Annotated in this window: 15 protein-coding genes, 1 tRNA gene and 1 pseudogene; 14 read left to right on the top strand and 3 right to left on the bottom strand. The window is 68.5% G+C overall.

Translation table 11 applies throughout. The features are described 5' to 3' along the window. Positions 1-44 precede the first annotated feature (44 nt). From gap to VFZ09_RS33230, 7 genes are all read left to right on the top strand, one after another. The gene (gene gap, locus VFZ09_RS33260) at positions 45-1,055 is read left to right on the top strand and encodes a type I glyceraldehyde-3-phosphate dehydrogenase (protein WP_329731750.1); all 1,011 of its coding nucleotides are present in this window, start codon (positions 45-47) and stop codon (positions 1,053-1,055) included. Positions 1,056-1,094: 39 nt separating this feature from the next. Further along, positions 1,095-2,282, top strand: coding sequence for a phosphoglycerate kinase (locus tag VFZ09_RS33255; RefSeq protein WP_329731749.1), 1,188 nt, complete (start codon positions 1,095-1,097; stop codon positions 2,280-2,282). 33 nt (positions 2,283-2,315) lie between these two features. Then, complete coding sequence (gene tpiA / locus VFZ09_RS33250) at positions 2,316-3,089, top strand: triose-phosphate isomerase (protein WP_329731748.1); 774 nt, start codon at positions 2,316-2,318, stop codon at positions 3,087-3,089. 82 nt (positions 3,090-3,171) lie between these two features. Next, a complete protein-coding gene (secG, locus tag VFZ09_RS33245) occupies positions 3,172-3,633 on the top strand; it encodes a preprotein translocase subunit SecG (protein ID WP_329731747.1) in 462 nt (153 codons plus the stop codon). 133 nt (positions 3,634-3,766) lie between these two features. Continuing rightward, a tRNA-Leu gene (locus VFZ09_RS33240) sits at positions 3,767-3,848 on the top strand. 336 nt (positions 3,849-4,184) lie between these two features. Then, positions 4,185-5,363 (top strand): AHH domain-containing protein, encoded by a 1,179-nt coding sequence (locus VFZ09_RS33235; protein WP_329731746.1) that lies wholly within the window; start codon positions 4,185-4,187, stop codon positions 5,361-5,363. Positions 5,364-5,372: 9 nt separating this feature from the next. Continuing rightward, entirely contained in the window at positions 5,373-6,620 is a 1,248-nt protein-coding gene (locus VFZ09_RS33230) for an imm11 family protein (RefSeq protein WP_329731745.1), read from the top strand. Positions 6,621-6,658: 38 nt separating this feature from the next. Here VFZ09_RS33230 and VFZ09_RS33225 read toward each other — a convergent pair whose 3' ends face one another. Next, complete coding sequence (locus VFZ09_RS33225) at positions 6,659-8,485, bottom strand: methyl-accepting chemotaxis protein (RefSeq protein ID WP_329731744.1); 1,827 nt, start codon at positions 8,483-8,485, stop codon at positions 6,659-6,661. A 76-nt stretch (positions 8,486-8,561) separates the two neighbouring features. On the opposite strand from VFZ09_RS33225, the gene VFZ09_RS33220 reads away from it, so the two are divergent. From VFZ09_RS33220 to VFZ09_RS33210, 3 genes are all read left to right on the top strand, one after another. Next, positions 8,562-9,296, top strand: a complete 735-nt coding sequence (locus tag VFZ09_RS33220; RefSeq protein ID WP_329731743.1) for an HAD family hydrolase — start codon at positions 8,562-8,564, stop codon at positions 9,294-9,296. A 375-nt stretch (positions 9,297-9,671) separates the two neighbouring features. After that, complete coding sequence (locus tag VFZ09_RS33215) at positions 9,672-11,318, top strand: prenyltransferase/squalene oxidase repeat-containing protein (protein WP_329731742.1); 1,647 nt, start codon at positions 9,672-9,674, stop codon at positions 11,316-11,318. 40 nt (positions 11,319-11,358) lie between these two features. Continuing rightward, positions 11,359-12,879, top strand: a complete 1,521-nt coding sequence (locus VFZ09_RS33210; protein ID WP_329731741.1) for an acetyl-CoA hydrolase/transferase C-terminal domain-containing protein — start codon at positions 11,359-11,361, stop codon at positions 12,877-12,879. Between the two features lie 4 nt (positions 12,880-12,883). Here VFZ09_RS33210 and VFZ09_RS33205 read toward each other — a convergent pair whose 3' ends face one another. After that, positions 12,884-13,768: a LysR substrate-binding domain-containing protein gene (locus VFZ09_RS33205; RefSeq protein WP_329731740.1), complete on the bottom strand. Its 885-nt coding sequence runs from the start codon at positions 13,766-13,768 to the stop codon at positions 12,884-12,886. Positions 13,769-13,808: 40 nt separating this feature from the next. On the opposite strand from VFZ09_RS33205, the pseudogene VFZ09_RS33190 reads away from it, so the two are divergent. The 4 genes and pseudogenes from VFZ09_RS33190 to VFZ09_RS33175 form a co-directional block, all read left to right on the top strand. Next, positions 13,809-14,299, top strand: a pseudogene (locus VFZ09_RS33190) (aldehyde dehydrogenase family protein); the annotation flags it as partial. 68 nt (positions 14,300-14,367) lie between these two features. Then, the gene (locus VFZ09_RS33185) at positions 14,368-15,174 is read left to right on the top strand and encodes a hypothetical protein (protein WP_329731739.1); all 807 of its coding nucleotides are present in this window, start codon (positions 14,368-14,370) and stop codon (positions 15,172-15,174) included. A gap of 6 nt (positions 15,175-15,180) precedes the next feature. Then, positions 15,181-16,473, top strand: coding sequence for a PKD domain-containing protein (locus VFZ09_RS33180; protein ID WP_329731738.1), 1,293 nt, complete (start codon positions 15,181-15,183; stop codon positions 16,471-16,473). A gap of 145 nt (positions 16,474-16,618) precedes the next feature. Then, the gene (locus tag VFZ09_RS33175) at positions 16,619-17,914 is read left to right on the top strand and encodes a S8 family peptidase (RefSeq protein WP_329731737.1); all 1,296 of its coding nucleotides are present in this window, start codon (positions 16,619-16,621) and stop codon (positions 17,912-17,914) included. 364 nt (positions 17,915-18,278) lie between these two features. Here the strand turns inward: VFZ09_RS33175 and VFZ09_RS33170 are convergent, their stop codons facing one another. Further along, positions 18,279-18,668, bottom strand: a complete 390-nt coding sequence (locus tag VFZ09_RS33170; RefSeq protein WP_329731736.1) for a DUF6076 domain-containing protein — start codon at positions 18,666-18,668, stop codon at positions 18,279-18,281. Between the last annotated feature and the right edge of the window lie 13 nt (positions 18,669-18,681).

The raw sequence follows: 18,681 nt of genomic DNA, 5'->3' as shown, positions 1-18,681 counted from the left end.
GCTTTCCAACCTCGTCTTTCCACTTTCTCTAAGGAGACTGAGACATGGCCACCAAGATTGCCATCAACGGGTTCGGTCGCATCGGCCGCTGCGTGCTTCGCGCCGCCCTGAGCCGCAAGGAGAACCTCGACTTCGTCGCCATCAACGACCTGGACGAGCCGGCCGCCCTGGCCCACCTCTTCAAGTACGACTCCGTGCACGGCACCTGGCAGGGCACCGTGAAGGCCACGGACAAGGCCATCATCATCGACGGCAAGGAGATCGCCGTCACCGCCCAGAAGGACCCCACCGCGCTGCCCTGGAAGTCCCTGGGCGCGGACATCGTCCTCGAGTGCACCGGCCGCTTCACCGAGCGCGACGGCGCCGAGAAGCATCTGGGCGCGGGCGCCAAGAAGGTCATCATCTCCGCCCCGGCCAAGGGCCCGGACCTGACGATCGCCTACGGCATCAACCACGACCAGTACGATGCGAAGAAGCACCACATCCTCTCCAATGCCTCGTGCACCACCAACTGCCTGGCGCCGCTGGGCAAGGTGCTGCTGGACAGCTTCGGCATCGAGAAGGGCGTGATGACCACCATCCACAGCTACACCAACGACCAGCGCATCCTGGACCTCACGCACAAGGATCTGCGCCGCGCCCGTGCCGCCGCGCTGTCGATGATTCCCGCCTCCACCGGCGCCGCGAAGGCCATCGGTGAGGTGCTCCCGGCGCTCAAGGGCAAGATGAACGGCCAGGCCGTGCGCGTGCCCACCCCGAACGTGTCCCTGGTGGACCTGACCGTGGTGACCAGCAAGAGCGTCACCGTGGACGCCGTCAACGCCGCCTTCAAGGCCGCCGCCGAGGGCCCGCTCAAGGGCATCCTCCAGTACAGCGAGGAGCTGACCGTCTCCGTCGACTACAACGGCAACCCGCACTCCTCCATCTTCGACTCCACCAACACCATGGTCATGGGCGACAACCTGCTCAAGGTGATGGCCTGGTACGACAACGAGTGGGGCTTCTCCAACCGCATGGTGGACACGGCGAAGTTCCTCGCCTCCAAGGGTCTGTAGTCAGCCAGTACAACGGGCGTTCCGAGTGGGAGGACCGAGATGATCCGCTACATCGACGACATGCAGCTCACCGGTAAGCGCGTCTTCATCCGGGTGGACTTCAACGTTCCCCTGGAGGGCAAGCGCATCACCGACGACACCCGCATCCGCGAGGCGCTGCCGACCATCCGGCGCGCCCTGGAGATGGGCGGGAAGGTGATTCTGGCCTCCCACCTCGGGCGCCCCAAGGGGCCGGACCCGAAGCTCTCGCTGGAGCCGGCCGCCAGCCGCCTCAGCGAGCTGCTCGGCGCCAAGCACGAGGTCATCCTCGCCGACGACTGCGTGGGTGACGGCGTGCGCAAGCTGGTGAAGGACCTCAAGGACGGCCAGGTGCTCATGCTCGAGAACCTGCGCTTCCACAAGGAGGAGGAGGCCAACGACGACGCCTTCGCGCGCGAGCTCGCCTCCTTCGCCGACGTCTACATCAACGACGCCTTCGGCACCGCGCACCGCGCCCACGCCTCCACCGCGGGCATGGTGCCCCACGTGAAGGAGAAGGGCGCCGGCCTCCTGATGCGCAAGGAGCTGGAGTACCTCGGCGGGGCGCTGAAGAACCCCACCAAGCCCTTCGTGGCCATCCTGGGCGGCTCCAAGGTGAGCGACAAGATCAAGGTCATTGAGAGCCTGCTGCCCAAGGTGGACGCGCTGCTCATCGGCGGCGCCATGGCCTACACCTTCCTCAAGGCGCAGGGGATTGAAGTGGGCAAGAGCCGCGTGGAGGAGGACAAGCTGTCCCTGGCCACGCGCATGCTCGAGGCGGCGCAGCGGCTGAAGACGTCGCTGGTGCTGCCCGTGGACCACGTGTGCAGCACCGAGCCCACGGACAAGGGCCCCGTGCGCGAGGTGGCCGACCGCGCCATCCCCGCGGACCTGATGGGCCTGGACATCGGCCCGAAGACGCGGGCCATGTACTCCGAGCACATCAAGAGCGCGAAGACGGTGGTGTGGAACGGCCCCATGGGCATGTTCGAGATCGAGAAGTACGCCGCGGGCACGCGCACGGTGGCGGAGTCCATGGCCATCAACAAGGACGCCATCACGATTGTCGGCGGCGGAGACAGCGCCGCGGCCGTCACCCAGATGGGGCTGGCGCCCAAGCTCAGCCACGTGTCCACCGGTGGCGGTGCCTCGCTGGAGTTCCTCGAGGGGCGCGAGCTGCCGGGCGTGAAGGCGCTGGAGACGAAGTAGTCGGCCGTACCCAACACCACGGAGGCAGTCCTCATGGCGGCACAGGCGCGACGCAAGCTCATCGCCGGCAACTGGAAGATGAACAAGACCATCCCCGAGGGGCTCGCCCTGGTGCGGGAACTGAAGGGGTTGGTGGCCTCGCTTCCGGGAGACCGGGTGGAGCTGGCCGTGGCGCCGCCGTTCCTGTCGTTGCAGGCCGTGGCGAAGGAGCTCGAGGGCTCCGCGGTGAAGCTGGCCGCCCAGAACTGCCACTGGGAGGCCAGCGGGGCGTACACCGGCGAGGTGTCCGCCGCGATGTTGAAGGACGTGGGGTGCGCCTACGTGATTGTCGGCCACTCCGAGCGCCGGCAGTACTTCGGCGAGACGGACGAGACGGTGAACAAGCGGACCCGGGCGGTGGTGGGGGCGGGGATGACGCCCATCATCTGCGTGGGCGAGACGCTGGCCGAGCGCGAGGCCCACCGCACCCTGGAGGTGGTGGAGCGGCAGGTGGCGGGGGCGCTGAAGGGCTTCCAGGCGGCCGAGGTGGCGGGCTTCGTCCTGGCCTATGAGCCGGTGTGGGCGATTGGCACCGGCCGGACGGCCACGAGCGCCCAGGCCCAGGAGGTGCATCGGGCCATCCGCGAGCAGCTCGTGCGGCTGTACGACCGGGGGACGGCGGACCGGGTGCGCATCCAGTACGGCGGGAGCGTGAAGCCGGACAACGCGGCGGAATTGCTGGGCCAGCCGGACGTGGACGGGGCACTGGTGGGCGGGGCGAGCCTGAAGGCGGGCGACTTCGCGGCGATCGCGAAGGGCGGGGTGTGATCTCAGGAAGATTGTCACCGGCCAGCCCGTTCGGTTAGGCTGCGCGGCCTTTCATCCAGGACCGGAAAGAAGAGCTTAAAGCATGTTGACCTTCGTGACGATCGTGCACGTCCTCCTGTGCGTGTTCATGATCTTCGTCATCCTGTTGCAGCCCGGGAAGGACGCCGGCATGGGTTCGGCCCTGGGTGGCGGTGCCGCGACGAGCGCCTTCGGTGGCCGCGGCGCGACGACCTTCCTGACCAAGATCACCGGCATCTGCGCGGCGATGTTCTTCCTGACGTCGCTGGGCCTGTCCTTCGTGGGCATGCGCACGTCGGTGGCGGGCTCGCTGGCGAACAAGCCTGCGGCGACGCAGCCGGCTCCGGCGGCCCCGCAGCAGGGCACGGAGCAGCTGGGGGGTGGGGCTCCTCCGGCGGGCCAGGTGCCTCCGGCCAATCCGCAGGAGGCGGCGCCTCCCTCGGGTTCGGCTCCGGCGGCTCCGGGCAGCGTGGAGCAGCCGCGTCCGGCCGAGACTCCGGCTCCCGCTCCGGCGCCCGGGCAGTAGGCGGGCGGCCACCCGCGGAAGAAAGCGGGTGGCGAGGCGGTTGAAAATTCGTTGTTGCAGACAGCGCGGTTCGTGGTACTAGAGGCCGCGTTGTTTCCGGGGCGACTCACTCAGTCGAGACCGCGCCGGAAATGCCCAGGTGGTGGAACTGGTAGACACACCATCTTGAGGGGGTGGCGCCGAAAGGTGTGCGGGTTCGAATCCCGCCCTGGGCACTCCGAAAGAGCCTCCGAGTCCAAGTGACTCGGGGGCTTTTTTCGTTTCCGGGCCTGTCATTCCGGGGCCCGTCCCCCACTGGAGCCGCGGCCGTGTCCACCCGTCTCGTTGACTTGCGCCCGGGTGGTGCGCGGCGGCGCCCCTGGTTGGGCGCATGGGCCCTCATCGTCCTCTTCCTCCACTCCGCGTGTGTCACGAGCCTTCCTCGTGCGGCGCCCCGTTCCCATGAGGACGCGCCGGCGTCCGCGGCTGTCGCGAATGCGGAGGCGTCGGAGGGAACGATCGGGGACGAGCGGGTTCGCCTCTCCCTGCCCACCCGATTCGGGGCGGTGCGGGTGAGCGACTCCGACCTCGATGCGGCCCTGGCCACCCTGGTGCTGAACGTGCCGCTGCGGCTGGCCGACTGCCCTGTGCCGCTCTACCTCCACCGGAAGCTGGCCCTGGCCTCCGCTCCGCTCACGGGCGAGGCGTGGCGCACGCCCCTGGCGCGCTCCTACGGGAACTTCTGCGAGCGGCAAGGCACTCCGGGTGATTGTCTCGGGTTGTTCAAGGACGGGCCGGGCCTGGACGGCGAGGACAAGCGCGACCTGGCCCTGGCGCTCTCCGTGAACGCGGCGCTGGAGGCGCGGGACGCGGAGCTGCGCTCCATGTTCTCCACGTCGCAGCTGTGGACGGCACTGAGCCTCACCCTCATCGGATACATGGCCTTGGTCGCGGCGCCCGAGCCCGTTTCTAAAAGCGTGGCCGCTGCACTGGCCGTGCTGATGTGGGGGTATCTCGGGTGGGAGCTGTTCGACCTGATACGGGCGTGGTTCCGGCTGTGGGAGGAGGCCGCGGAGGCCAGCACGTTCGCGGAGCTGCGCGAGGCGGGTGAGCGGTTCGGCAAGGTCATCGGCCCCAACAGTGTGCGGATTCTCCTCCTGCTGGGCACGGCGGCGGTGGGAGAGACGACGGCGCTGGTGTCCAAGGCCCCGGCGCTGCCGGGATTCGCGCAAGCCGCCGGTGCGCTCGAGTCCCATGCCGGTATCCGCGACGTACTCACGTCTGTGCAGGAAGCCGACAGGGTGAAGGTTGCCGTGGCCGAGGGCACCTTCAGTGTCGTCTTGCCCGCCAACGTCTTGAGCATGGCCGCGAGGGGCTCTCCGGCGGGAACTCCGGCACGTACAGCTCCCTCGAATAGGAAGGCAGAACTCCACCACATCGCCACCATCGAGAACGAGAAGTCCACCTTGCGCGGTGGTCCCTGGACAAAGGCATTCAAGCCGATCTTCGACAAGGCGGGCATGTCCATGAAGGACCCGGCGAATACGGTTTCACTGCCTGGGCACAGAGGTCCTCATCCCGAGGCGTACCATCAAGCCGTCTTTCGTCACCTGAAGACCGCGACGGAGAACTGCCCCAATCAGCAGGCATGTGCCGTAGCATTGAGGCAAGCACTCCGTGAGTTGGCTGCGGAAATCTCCGACACGGGCAGCTTGCTCCATAAGCTGCTGACCAGTGGGGCATCGCCCTAGGAGTTCTTCATGGCGAAGCGGTATTTCGACTTGTTCGAAGACGTTTACATCCCGAACCGGTGGGCACTGGGAAGCCCCCTGGATGAGGGAAATCAGGAGCTTCGTACCTGGCTCTTTGAGCGGGGCGAGTCCGCTCACCTTTCAGGTCACACTCGGATTCCGCTCTATGCCCCTGGCAAGGCGCTCGACTTCTCCTTTGTGGCCGGTGCAACCATCCCCGTGGTCCATGCCAGGGTGGCCGCCGTGTTCGCCAGGCTGGCCCCCAGCGATGTGCAACTCATTCCGGTGGAGGTAAGCGGGCAGAGCGAGCCGTATGTCCTCCTCAACATCACGCGCGTCGTGAAGTGCATCGACGATGAGGCTTCCGACGAGGTGCGCTACGTGACACCTGAGCATGGCTTGCCGGACCAACTCGGAGGGTATCGGTCCGTGATCGGCATGCGGATAGACCCCACGAGGGTGGGCGATGCCCAGGTGTTTCGTACCTGGGGTTGGAAGGTCGCCATCATCGTTTCCGAGGCCATCAAGGAGGCCCTCGAGGAACTGGGCGCGACGGGGCCGAAGTTCAAGGAGGTCACCGGCCCCAGCACCCTCAGCGCGGAGGAGCGCACGAGGAACCGGAAGAGCCGCGAGCTGCTGGAGACGGCGGCCACCGCTCGTGAGGCGGCCTGGCGCACCCTGGGGTCGCTGGACAAAGAGGTCTTCATGCCCATCGCCATGAGCGGCTCGTGGCCGGGCCAGCGGCAGCTCTGGAGCGTCATCCGTCGCGAGGCGGGGCGTACGCTGCTCGTCACGCACGGACTCTCGGACCCCTTCATCGAGCGCCTGGAGCCCTCGGTGGGCTTCGGTCTCGAGCTCGCCCTGGAGGTGGACGCAGCCGTGAAGGACATCTCGAAGGGGTGGCCTCTGATGCTGCTGGAGCGTGTGGCGGATGAAGTCGCCGGGCACGAGCACGTGCGCGAGAGCGTGAAGGCGGGCCTCTTCTCCATGGAGGTGTCCGGAAAGGGCATGCCTAAAGCCCTCGTCATCGGAGAGGGCAGGGTGGCCGTGCTGCTGGGCGTGGCGTCACGCTCGCTGCCGGGTCACTTCTCCACCCCGTATGGGGAGGTGAAGCTCGTCACCGTCAAGGCGTTGCTGCCCTCGGAGCTGGCGTACCTGCTGCAGCACGGCGCGGAGGGCCAGGCCGAGCTGGCGCGGCGCTTCGTGGAACTCGGCGAGGAGCACCTGTCGCGTCTCAGAAGGAAGCCCGTGGCGTAGTCCCCAAGCAGCGGTGGCTCAGGGCCGACCGCTATCGCTCACGCCTTCCAGTTGTAGCTGTTGACGAAGGTGCCCACGTTGTTCGCCACGTCGCTCACCACGTTGATGGACTGATCCGTGGCGCGGATGCGGGTGATGGTCTCCTCCATCATCTCCGTGAGGGCCGTCACCGCGGTGAAGAGCTGCTCGATGCCCGTGCCCTGCTGACCCACCGCGGCGGAGATCTGCTTCACCGACGCCGCGTTGTTCTGCACCAGGTTGGACAGCTGGCGCATGCTGTGCCCGAAGGAGCGGATCTGCTCCAGGCTCTCGCCCACCTTCTCCGAGCCCTGCTCCGTCATGGTGGCCGTCGTCCGGATGGACTCGCTGATGTCCTCGAGGAGCTGCCGCACGCGGTGGGTGGACTGGATGGACTGGTCCGCCAGCGAGCGGATCTCCCGCGCCACCACGCCAAACCCCTTGCCGTGCTCGCCCGAGCGCACCGCCTCGATGGCGGCGTTGAGCGCCAGCATGTTCGACCGGTCCGCCAGGTCCTTCACCGTGGTGGTGATGTGGGCGATCTGCCGCGTATGCGCGTCGAGCGAGCGGATGCGATCGGCCATCGCCGCCACCTGCGAGCGGATCTGCTCCAGACCCTTCAGGCTGCCATCGAGCACCGTCTCGCCCGTCTGCGCGATGGACTCCGCCTCGACCATCTGCTGGAGGATCATCTCGGCCCGCTTGGAGGCCAGCTGCGACGTGTCCTTGAGCTCCTGCGCCGTCACGTGCGTCTCGTGCAGCGCCGCGGCCTGCCGGGTGATGGTCTCGTTCTGTTGCCGGCTCGAGTTGCCCAGCTCCCGGGCCGACGTGCCCAGCTGCTGGGCGGACTCACCGAGCGTCTGTGTCAGCAGCTTGAGCCGCTCGAAGGCGCGGGCCGTCGCCTGGGAGAGATCTCCCACCTCGTCGGTGGTCACCCACTCGGGGAAGCGGGGGTTGCCCGAGGCCAGGCCCTCGATGGCGTCCCGCACGGCGTTGGCACCGGTCTCCAGGTGCTTGGCCACGTTCCAGGCGCCCAGCGCGGCGATGCACACCAGGAACGCGCCCACCAGCAGCAGCGGAAGTCCGAGCTGATCGAACAGCTGGGTCACCGTCGCACGGATCGCCGCCCCCGGATCCGGCACGGTGTAGATGCTCGCCAGCAGCTGGGTGACGTTCTCCTCGGCCACCTTCCAGATGATGACCACCGTGGTGGTGAGCGTGGTGGCCACGAACAGCCCGAAGGTGAGGGGCAGGTACCAGCCATAGCGCGGCCACAGGAAGCCTCGCTCGTTGAGCACCAGGTTCGGATACCGGGTGAACTCCGCCAGGGCCAGGGGCCGCAGCAGCCGCTCGAAGGCGATGCGCGTCCACACCATGTTGAGGCTGGCCATCAGCGCGATGACGAGCATGGCCACCGGCATGGGCAGCAGCCCCTTGCCGTAATAGAGGCTGGGAAGTCCGGTGTAGGTGGCGGCCCCCGTCATGTAGATGAGCAGGCACCCCACCTCCAGCACCCGGGGCACCTTGAGGATCCTCGCCAGCCGCTCACCGGGACGTTCACCCGGGCGCTCGGTGAGGGCCCACCGGCACGTGAAGGCGATGAGCGCGACGGGCAGGCCGAGCCCGAAGATCAACGCCGCGGGCGGCAGCAGCACGGCCGCCGTCCGCAAGGCCTGGTCTGGCGTCAGCCCCATCACCAGCGACACCAGCCACACCACCACGGGCATGCAGGAGACGCTGTTGAGCTGCTGCACCAGGAACAACTGCTTGAACAACCCGCGAGTCGACGTGTCCGGCATGTCGTCATGACGGTAGTCAGCCCGCCACCAGGGTGTCAATGAAGGCATGTGACCTCGGAGGTCTGGCCCGGCGGTGGGCCAATTCCCGGGATTCGGGTATAACCGCCGCAGAGGCGCCATGGGGATGAGCAACGAGCTGAAGGCTGCGGTTCTCGACGTCGATGGAACGCTCTACCCGGGAGCCCTGGGCGTCGAGCTGCTGCGGGCCCTGATGGCCGCGGGGGTCTGCCACCGCACCCGGGCCGAGGGTGTGTTCGAGGTCCTCCGCCAGTACAAGCAGGGGCTCATCGACTTCTCCACCATGGCCAGCCGCGCCTATCCCCTCTATGCCCAGGCCCTCGAGGGCGCCCGGTGTGACACCGTCGACGCGCTGGCCCGCAAGGTGTGGGAGCAGGAGCGCCACAAGCTCTTCGGCTTCGTGCGGCCCCTGGTCGGCCTGCTGCGGGAGGCGGGCTACTGGAGTGTCATCATCTCGGGAAGCCCCCAGGAGATGATTCAGTGCGTCGCCGACGAGCTCGGCATCTCCCAGGCGTGCGGCGCCCTGTTCACCCGCCGCGAGGGCCACTACACGGGAGCCGTGGACCTGTCCTCGGGCGCCCTGGGCGAGAAGCGCCGGATCTTCGACGCGGTGACGCGCGGGCAGGACGTGCGCCTGGAGCGGTGCTTCGCCCTGGGTGATTCGATCACCGACTCAGCCCTCTTCGAGCGCCTGGGCCTGCCCCTGGCCTTCGAGCCCGAGCCCGCCCTACGGGTGCTCGCCCAGCGGCGCGGCTGGGCCGTGGCCACCCGGGAGGATGTGCTCGAGCGCGCCCGGATGTTGCTCGCGGCGCCCGCTCCCGAGTCCCCGCCCCGGGGCTGACCTCCCACTCGACCTCTCAGGTATGCCGGGCCGCTCCCAGCGTGCCTGTCGCCACGCGTCCGCCTTCGTCGCGGCCAGCCCTTGGCGCTCGGCTTCGTCAGGGCTGGGTGCGTCAGGACCCATCTCTCCCGCATGAATTTTGCCGCACGGTCCTTTTTCGTCGCGCGGCCGGGAGCCATTCATGCCGTAAAGGCTCTCAATTCCTGGCCTTTTCAAAACATTGATCCGAGGCCGTGCTCATTTCTCAATGTGTGAGGTCGTCACTGAGTAGAAAGTGACTCAAGAGGGTTGCTCCATACCCTTTTCTGGTTTATTGAAATTATCCAGTCACATTGTCGCCGAGCAGCCGCGCTCCCGCTTCGATAGGGCCTCCCGATGCGCACCTCCCCGTACATGAATGTCCCCGCGTTTGAGAGTGGCCGGCCGGCACAGCGCCCCTGGGCGCGCGGGGCCGTGGTCGCGAGGGAGCAGCTCCGGGAGTACCTGGAGACGCAGGTGGGGGAGGACGGGTGTGTGCGGGGCCAGTGTGAGAGCCGCATCCTGGAGTCCGTGCTGAGCCTGCACCTGCTGGAGCAGCTGGGCCTGTTCTCGGAGGTGCGGGAGCGGATCGAAGGCTACCTGCGAGCCCAGTGCATCGACGAGCGGGAGGATCCCCTGCACGCGGTGCTGCGCCGGCATGCGCTGGGGGAGAGCACGCCCCAGGACGCGGAGGCGGTCCGGGCGTACCTGGCGCGCTTCGATCACTTCACCAACCGGCGCAAGCGGATGATGTTCAGCGTGCTCATGGCGGAGCTGGGGCTGGCGCCGTTCGACTCCGTGCTCACGCCGGAGGACTTCGCGAGCAGTGGTGAGGAGAAGTACCAGAGCTGGGCGACCGTGACGGTGGCCTCGCTGCGCATCCTCCATGCGGTGGGGAGCGGCTACCCCGAGTGGATCCGCGCCGAGGACGTGGAGCTGCTGACGGCCACCCAGAGCACGGAGGGGGCCTGGGAGAAGCACCTGCTGGCCAACATCCTCGCGTTGCTGGCGCTGCGTCACTTCCCGCGGCGCGGCGAGTCGGTCCAGAACGGCATCGCCCTGCTGGTCTCGGTGCAGAACGCGGATGGTGGCATTCCCTTCATCACCGGGATGGAGATCTTCTGCACGGCCACGGCGGGGCTGGCGCTGGTGGAGGCGGGGGCCAGGAAGTCCTTGCTGTACCGCATGGCGGACTACCTCGTGGGCGAGCAGCAGCCGGATGGGGGCTGGGCCTACGCCGAGGACGTGCACCAGACGGACGTGGACGACACGGCGTACTGCCTGGAGTTCCTGCGGGCCCTGGATCCGGAGCGCCATGCCCACGCCATCTCCCAGGCCGAGGCGTACCTGGTGGACATGCAGGGCGGTGACGGGGGCTTCCCGACGTTCGTCGCGGGGAGCAAGTCGGAGGTCGCCATGACGGCGGGCGCGCTCAACGCCCTGGCGCCCAACCGCGAGCAGCACGCCGAGCTCATCACGCAGGGCATTCGCTACATCGTCACCCACCAGAAGGCGGATGGGAGCTTCGAGCGGAGCTGGAGCCTGAGCGAGACGAACGCCATCTTCCGCGCCCTGCTGGCGATGCGGCTGCTGCCGGAGAGCGCCTCCGGGCTGCGGATGATGGTGGAGCTCGCCGAGGAGTACTCCCTGGACTACCTGCGGCGCTCGCAGAACGTGGACGGCGGTTGGGGGCAGCGGGCCGGCGACGCCAGCGATCCCATCAGCACGTCATACGCGCTGATTGCCCTCAGCCACTTCGACGAGCCCGCCCCGATCCAGCGCGGCGTGAGGTACCTCGTCCGCCAGCAGCAGGCGGATGGCCGGTTCCTGTCCATTCCGGATCAGGCGGGCCCGCGGCCCATCGCGTACAACGTCCCGGTCCTCTCCGACATCTTCGCCCTGCTGGCGCTCGATCACGTGCTGGCCGCGCGCCCGGTGGTGGCCATGCCTGCCTGGAAGGTGGCCACGGGCCGCTACCCCACCATGAGCCTGGAGGCCTGCTAAGAGCGCTTGCGTGGGACGCGGGAGGATGCAGCATTGGGGCATGACCACACTGCGAGACCGAGTCGAGAACGCTGAACTGCTGGCCAAGGTCGTTCCGGTCGAGGAAGCGGTGAAGCACGTCACCGATGGCAACACGGTGGCCATCAGCGGCTTCACCAAGTCGGGAGAGCCGAAGACCTTCTTCCCGGCGCTCGCCAGGCACCTGGCCCGGACGGCGCCCGAGGCCCGGATCACCCTGCTGAGCGGTGCCTCGCTCTCGGATGACGTCGAGGGCCCCATGGCCCCCTTCATCCGCAAGCGCGGGCCGTACATGTCCTCGGCCGTGTCGCGCAAGCTCATCCACTCGGGCGAGATGGACTTCACCGACGTCCACCTGTCCGCCTTCGCGCGCAACCTGATGTACGGCTTCTACGGGGAGATCGACGTCGCCGTCGTCGAGGTGTCGCGCATCCGCGAGGACGGCAGTGTCGTCCTGTCCTCGTCGGTGGGCGTCTCCGCCGAGGCACTGGCCCGGGCGCGGAAGATCATCCTCGAGGTGAACACCGCGTCGCCGGACTACACGGGCTTCCACGACATCGTCCTGCCCGCCGTGCACCCCAAGGTGGGCTGGCCGCTGCCGCTGGTGAACGTGCGCGACCGAATCGGCACCCCCTACGTCGAGTTCGACCGCAGCAAGGTGGTGGCCGTCGTCGAGTCCGTCACGCCCGACCACCCGGTGCCCTTCAAGGCCGCGAGCGACACGGACCGCCGCATCGCGCAGAACGTGATCGACTTCCTCATGCAGTGCCGCCAGCAGTTCGGCTGGGGCAAGCGCCTGCCTCCCATCCAGTCCGGCGTGGGCAACGTGGCCAACGCCATCATCGGCGAGCTCTACGCGTCCCCGTTCCAGAAGATCCGTTTCTGGACCGAGGTCTTCCAGGACGGAATGCTGCGCTACGTGGAGGACGACGCGAAGTTCGAGAACGCGTCGGCCACGGCGGTGTCCTTCTCGGCCGAGGGGCGCCGGCGCTTCATGGAGCTGTTCGAGCGCTGCCGCGACAAGCTGGTGCTGCGGCCCATGTGGCTGTCCAACAGCCCGGAGATCATCTCGCGGCTGTTCGTCATCGCGATGAACACGCCCATCGAGGTGGACATCTACGGGCACGTGAACTCCACGCACATCGACGGCTCGCGCATCGTCAACGGGCTGGGGGGCTCGGGAGACTTCTTCCGCAATGCCTACCTGAGCATCGTGCACACGCCGTCCACGCGGCCCCTGAAGGATGGGCGCGTCGTGAGCTGCGTGATGCCGTACGTGCGGCACATCGACCACACGGAGCACGACATCAAGTGCGTGGTCACCGAGCACGGCTACGCGCTCAACATGGACATCCGCTCGCCCAAGCGGCGCGCGGTGGACATCATCGAGAAGTGCGCGCACCCGCACTTCCGCCCACTGCTGCACGCCTACCTGGACATGGCGGGCGCGGGTGACGAGCCCCGGCCCACCGACATGAAGGCCCTGGAGGGCTGGTGGCGGGACTACGACGCGGCCTGCCGCGACTTCCCCAAGGGCGGCTGAGCCCTCAGGCTCCGACCTCCTTCGCGCGCTCGCGCACCTCCGCGGCGAACAGTTCCGCCGCGGGCGTGCGGGGCGCGCCCTTGCGCCACAGGAGCGCCGCCAGCTCGGATCGCGGCGCGGGGGCGAGCCGCTTCACCACCAGGCGCTCGGCATCGGCCAGCCGGGGCTCGGGGAGCACGGTGATGGCGAGCCCCGCGCGCACGATGGCGAGCACGGTGGCCACCGCGTTCGATTCCAGCGCGATGTTCGGCGTGAACCGCATGGCGTCGAACCAGACGTCCACACGCGCGCGCACGCGCAGCCCCGGCGAGAGCAGCGCGAATGGCTCGTCCTTCAGCTGCCGCAAGGCCACGGATTCCGCTCCCGCCAGCGGGTGCCCCTTCGCGACGAAGAGCGCGAGCCGGCTGTCGAAGAGGGGCTCGGCGTCGAGGTCCGGTGAGCGCGCGGGTGCATACCCCAGCCCCACGTCCAGCTTGCCTTCCGAGAGCCGCCGCTCCAGCCGACGTACGACCGCCTCCTCGGCGCTCAGCGCGAGGCCCGGGTGCCTGCGCAGCACGGCCGTCAGGGCGGGGACCACGACTCCTCGCATGCTGGGCGGGTAGCCCACGCGCAGTGCACCCGTGGTGAGTCCGCGCAGCGCGCTCACCGCCACCCGGCCCGCGTCCACGTCCTCCAGGGCCCGCGAGGCGTAGGTGCGGAACAGTTCCCCCGCCTGTGTCAGCCGGACGCCACTGCGCGCGCGCTCGAAGAGCGGTGAGCCGAGCTCCTCCTCCAGTTGGCGGATCTGCTGCGACAGCGTGGGCTGCGAGACGTGGATGCGCCGCGCGGCACGTCCGAAGTGCAGCGTCTCGGCGACGGCGGAGAAGTAGCGGAGGTGACGGAGCTCCATTCCTCCATCATAGGCAATGCCTATCGGCTCCATGGGAACAAACGAATGTACGAATCGAGGGCCGCGGGTAGATCTTGTCGCGTACCGGAGGAGAGAGCCCATGAAGGCATCGGATCTGTTCGTCAAAGCCCTCGAAGCGGAGGGCGTGCGCTGCGTCTTTGGACTTCCCGGCGAGGAGAACCTCGACCTGCTCGAGTCGGCGTGCCCGCCGACGAGCCGCTGAGCGCGGAGGAGGCCTTCGGTCCGGTCGTGCTGCTCCAGCCCTTCGGCTCCTTCGATGACGCGCTGCGCGAGGTGAACGCCGGACGCTACGGGCTTCAGGCGGGTGTCTTCACGAACGACCTGTCGCGGGCGATGCGGGCGTGGGACGAGCTGGAGGTGGGGGGCGTCGTCGTGGGAGACGTGCCGAGCTTCCGTGTCGACACGATGCCCTACGGCGGCGTGAAGGGCTCGGGACTGGGGCGCGAGGGCGTGAAGTACGCCATCGAGGACATGACCGAGCCGCGGTTGCTCGTGCTGCGCCAGGGCTGAGGGCCTGGAGATCCTCGGGGGGCCGTGGGCGTGTAACATACGCGCCCCTCCTTCCCCGAGGTTCTCGAATGAACCGTTTCACCCGAATCGCGGTCCTGTCGTTGGGATTGTTCCTCGCCCTGCCGGGCCCGGCCCACGCCGAGGGGCTCTCCACCATCCCCTATGGGGACAACTGCTGGGGCACCGGCACGGATGCCGACCGCGATGGTCTCAACGACGACTGTGAGTACCAGGTCGCCTTCTGGTTCATGCCCCTCTTCTGGTTCGACAGCGGCGAGAGCGGCTTCGCCCGGCGCCCGTACTACGCCGTGAAGAGCACCAGCTTCTCCACCCGCACGCTCCAGGTGTTCTACATGGACACCTTCTTCGAGGACTCCGGGGTCACCACCGGCCACGACGGAGACCCCGAGTTCCAGATCCTCGAGGTCCATTACTCCGGCGGCAAGTGGTACCTCGACTGGGCCTACCTGTCCGCCCATCGCAAGAGCAGCTGTGACTCGTCCGCCTGGTACTCGTATGGACAGCTCGAGTACGACACGGCCATCGACTCGCGCAATTCCTCTCGCGGCTGGCCCACGCTCTACGTCGCTGAAGACAAACACGCCACCTACAACAACCTGAGCACCTGTGACAGTGGTTGCTTCCTCCAGGACTATTGCAGCCGCACGACCTATCAGTATCTCGATACCGCCACCTCCAACCGGCTCGTCTCCCGGAACGTGGGCTCCACCACGGTGCAGCTCATCAACTCCGTCACCCTCAACGGCGCCACCGAGCGGCTGCTCGATGATGTGGAGTTCAAGGGCTGGGATGATCAGTGGTACCGGCCCAACTCGCAGGGCTACCGCCGCCACCTGAACGACTTCGGCTTCTAGTCCTCCGTGTCCAACGCCCCCGTGCCCCCCGGAACCCCCGAGCGTCCCGCGGCCAGGGCGCGTGCTCGCGTCGTCGTGGGTCTCGCCGCCACGGCGCTGCTGCTCGCGCTCGTCGTGGCGGTGTGGCCCCGGCCCGTCAGCGAGGCGCCGTCTCCGCCTCCCGCTGTCCCCGAGCGCCGTCTCCCCGCCCCGGAGGTCCCACCTCCAGCGCCTCCCGCTCCGTCACCACCGCCGCCCGTGCCACCCGTGCCCGCGTCCCTGGCGGCCTCGGGTGAGGCGCTCTCCGCGGCCCTCAACGAGGAGCGCGTGTCGTTGACGTCCAGTGTGGTGATCGACGGAATCGACACGGACCGTCCGTGGGTGTGCGCGGGCGAATCCATCCACCTGTCCGCCCGTCTCGGAGGGGAGCCCGAGCCCGGCGCGGTCTACCGCTGGGTCTGGCCGGTGGCCGGCAGCGGCGCCGAGCTGCATCCCGGGCCCGCGCTCCCATGGCGGGCGCCGGAGACGGCCGGCACGTACCGGGTGCGCTTCCAGGTCTGCAAGGACCTCGGCGGACGGCGCGTGGGCGTGCTGGCCGAGCGGGAAGTGGAGCTCGACGTGCGCCGGTGCGGCGAGCAGCAGGCCCAGCGCAACGAGCCCCTGCGCATCTCGGTGGTCCAGCGAGGGCAGGGGAGCTTCGCGTTCGAGGCCCTCTACCAGGGCAGTGCGCGCATCACGGCATACGCGTGGGATTTCGGGGATGGCACCACCTCCACCACCTCCGAGCCCCGCGCCGAGCACGCCTATTCCCTCGAGGCGCTCGGCCCCCAGGAGATCAAGAGCTTCCCCGTGCGGCTCCAGGCCCGGCTCGACCGGGGTGGGCCCCTGGAGGCCACGGCGTTCGCGCTCACGCGTGGGCAGCCTCCCTCCGAGCCTCCTCCCGTCGAGCTGCGCGTCTCCCGCTGGCGCCCGCTTCCCGAGGGCGGCTGGCGCAGCGACGTGGTCATCCGCGTCCCGGAAGGGAAGCGCGTCACCTGGGAGCGGCTCGAGCGCATCTCCCTCCACTGGGACGGTCAGGCGGATACCTCCATGCGTCCCTGGCGCGAGGTGCTCCAGGTGGAGGAGGAGCTCGGCAACGGGGGGTTCCGCGGCTACGTGACGGTGCGCGCCTCCGAGGCCCCGCCGGAGATCAAACAGCTCCTGGATCAGCTGTATGGCCATGACGCAGCGGGCCAGGAGGTGGCCGTCTCCTGGAGCCCCTTCAAGCGCGAGCCCTCGCCGGAGACTCCCCGCGCCGCGGAGCCTCCACCCCGGAAGTAGCAGCCAATGGCAGACGGTCATCCGACATCCACCGCATGTCTGCTATTGAACAGGCGGTGGATTGTGTGGACAGGAAATGGGGCGTCAGACGTCTCATTAAAATGAAACAGGTAGACTTCTATTTCCAAGCAACAGGGGGAAAGCGATGCGTCTTCGTACGGTGTCGTGGATGGCCGTGTCCGCTGTGTCCATGTCCGTGCTGTTGGGGTGCCCGGCCGTGACTCTTCCCAAGCCGCCTCCGCTGCCGCCCGAGGCGCCTTGCCCCACCGCCTCCGTGGAGTCCATGGCTCGCGAGGGGAAGTTCATCGCCGCCGTCCGGCCCGTGCAGGGCGAGTACATCGTCGTCCTCAAGGCGCCTCCCGAGGGGGAGAAGGGCCTCGCCCCCGCCATGGCCGCGGAGAGCCTCTCGGCGCGCTACGGCGGCAGCTCCTTCCTCACGTACGAGCACGCGCTGCGGGGCTTCGCCACCCGGATGACCCCGGAGCAGGCCCGGGCCATGTCCGCCGACCCCTCGGTGGCGTACGTGGAGGAGAACGGGGTGATGCGCGCCATCGGTGAGCGCCAGCCCGAGGCCACCTGGGGCATCGACCGGGTCGATCAGCGCGACCTACCCCTGGACCAGACCTACCTCTACAGCGCCAGCGGCAAGGGCGTGAACGCCTACATCATCGACACCGGCATCCGTGTCTCGCACGCCGAGTTCGGCGGGCGCGCGCGGGCCGTCTTCGACGCCTTCTCGGATGGCCAGAAGGGCAATGACTGCAATGGCCATGGCACGCACGTGGCCGCCACCGTGGGGGGCCAGGTCTACGGGGTCGCCAAGAGCGTCCAGCTCCACGCGGTGCGCGTGCTCAACTGCAGCGGCTCCGGCTCGACCTCCGGGGTGATCGCCGGCGTGGACTGGGTGACCAGGAACCGGCAGCTCCCCGCCGTGGCCAACATGAGCCTCGGCGGTGGCAAGAGCGATGCGCTCGACGAGGCCGTGGCCAAGGCCATCGCCTCGGGCGTCACCTTCGTCGTCGCGGCGGGCAACGAGAACCAGGATGCCTGCGCGCGCTCTCCGGCCCGCAGCCCCAACGCCATCACCGTGGGCGCCACCACCACGTCCGACAAGCGCGCCTCCTTCTCCAACTGGGGCGCCTGCGTGGATGTCTTCGCTCCGGGTGACAACATCACCTCGGCGTGGATCTCCGATGACTCCGCCACCCGCCCCCTCAGTGGGACGTCCATGGCCTCGCCCCACGTCGCGGGGCTCGCCGCGCTCTTCCTGGAGCGCAACCCCGGTGCCGCTCCCAACGCCGTCACCTCCGTGCTCGTCGACAACTCCACGCCCGGCAAGGTGGCCGATGCCGGCAGGTGCTCGCCCAACCGGCTGATGTTCTCCGGCTTCCTCGGCGATCCCACCCTGATGAAGAACCGCACGGCCGAGGACGCGAAGTAGGCGGGCGTCTTCCGTCACGAGCCGGTGAACGGCGCCCGGCTCGCCGGGCCCGCGGAACGGGAGGGCTCCTCCTTCCGCGGGCCTGGAGCCCCGGAGATGGTTTGAGCTGAAAAACTTGAGTGGTGGCCCGGGTGGAGGTGGGCCCGTCCACCGGAGCCACCGTCAACCCGCGCACCAAGCGGGGCCCGCGCGGCCTGGCGCTGCACGATGTCTCCGGCTCGCTCTACGTCGTCAACCCAAGCTGTCCGGCAACGGCACCGCCTCGTGCGCCTCGTGCCACATCGACGCGGACCACCCCTCTGGACGAACTGACTCCCACGGGTTTGGAAGCCGCCGCTCCGGGGCCCTCATGAGGCCGGGTGGGCTACTGGGCCTGCTGGGGCTGGGTGGCCTTCAGGGCCGCGTGGATCTTCTCGCGCAGGGCCTGCTTGCGCTCCCGGAGCTGCTGCTTCTGCTCCTCGGTGAACTGGCCCCCGCTGGCCTGGAGCTGCACCTGGGCATCGGCGCGGAGCTGCCGGGCCTCGGCGAGGAACGCGTCCGCCTGCTGCTGCGTGAGGCGGCCGCGCTCGACGGCGCGGGTGAGCCGGCGCTCCATGCGCTCGAGCTTGCGGAGCATCCGCTCGTCCCTGTTCTTGTGCTTGTGCTTTCCAGGGTGCCCCTCCTGGCCGGTGGGAGCGGCGGGCTCCTGGGCGAGCACGGGAGCGGAGAACAGCAGCGAGGCAACGGTGGCGGACAGGGCGAGCTTCAGGCGCATGGCGGACTCTCCT

This window comes from Archangium sp. (assembly GCF_036277355.1).
Lineage (GTDB): Bacteria > Myxococcota > Myxococcia > Myxococcales > Myxococcaceae > Archangium.
Note: the sequence above shows the minus strand (reverse complement) of the source record. Positions and strands in the feature narration are given on the sequence as shown.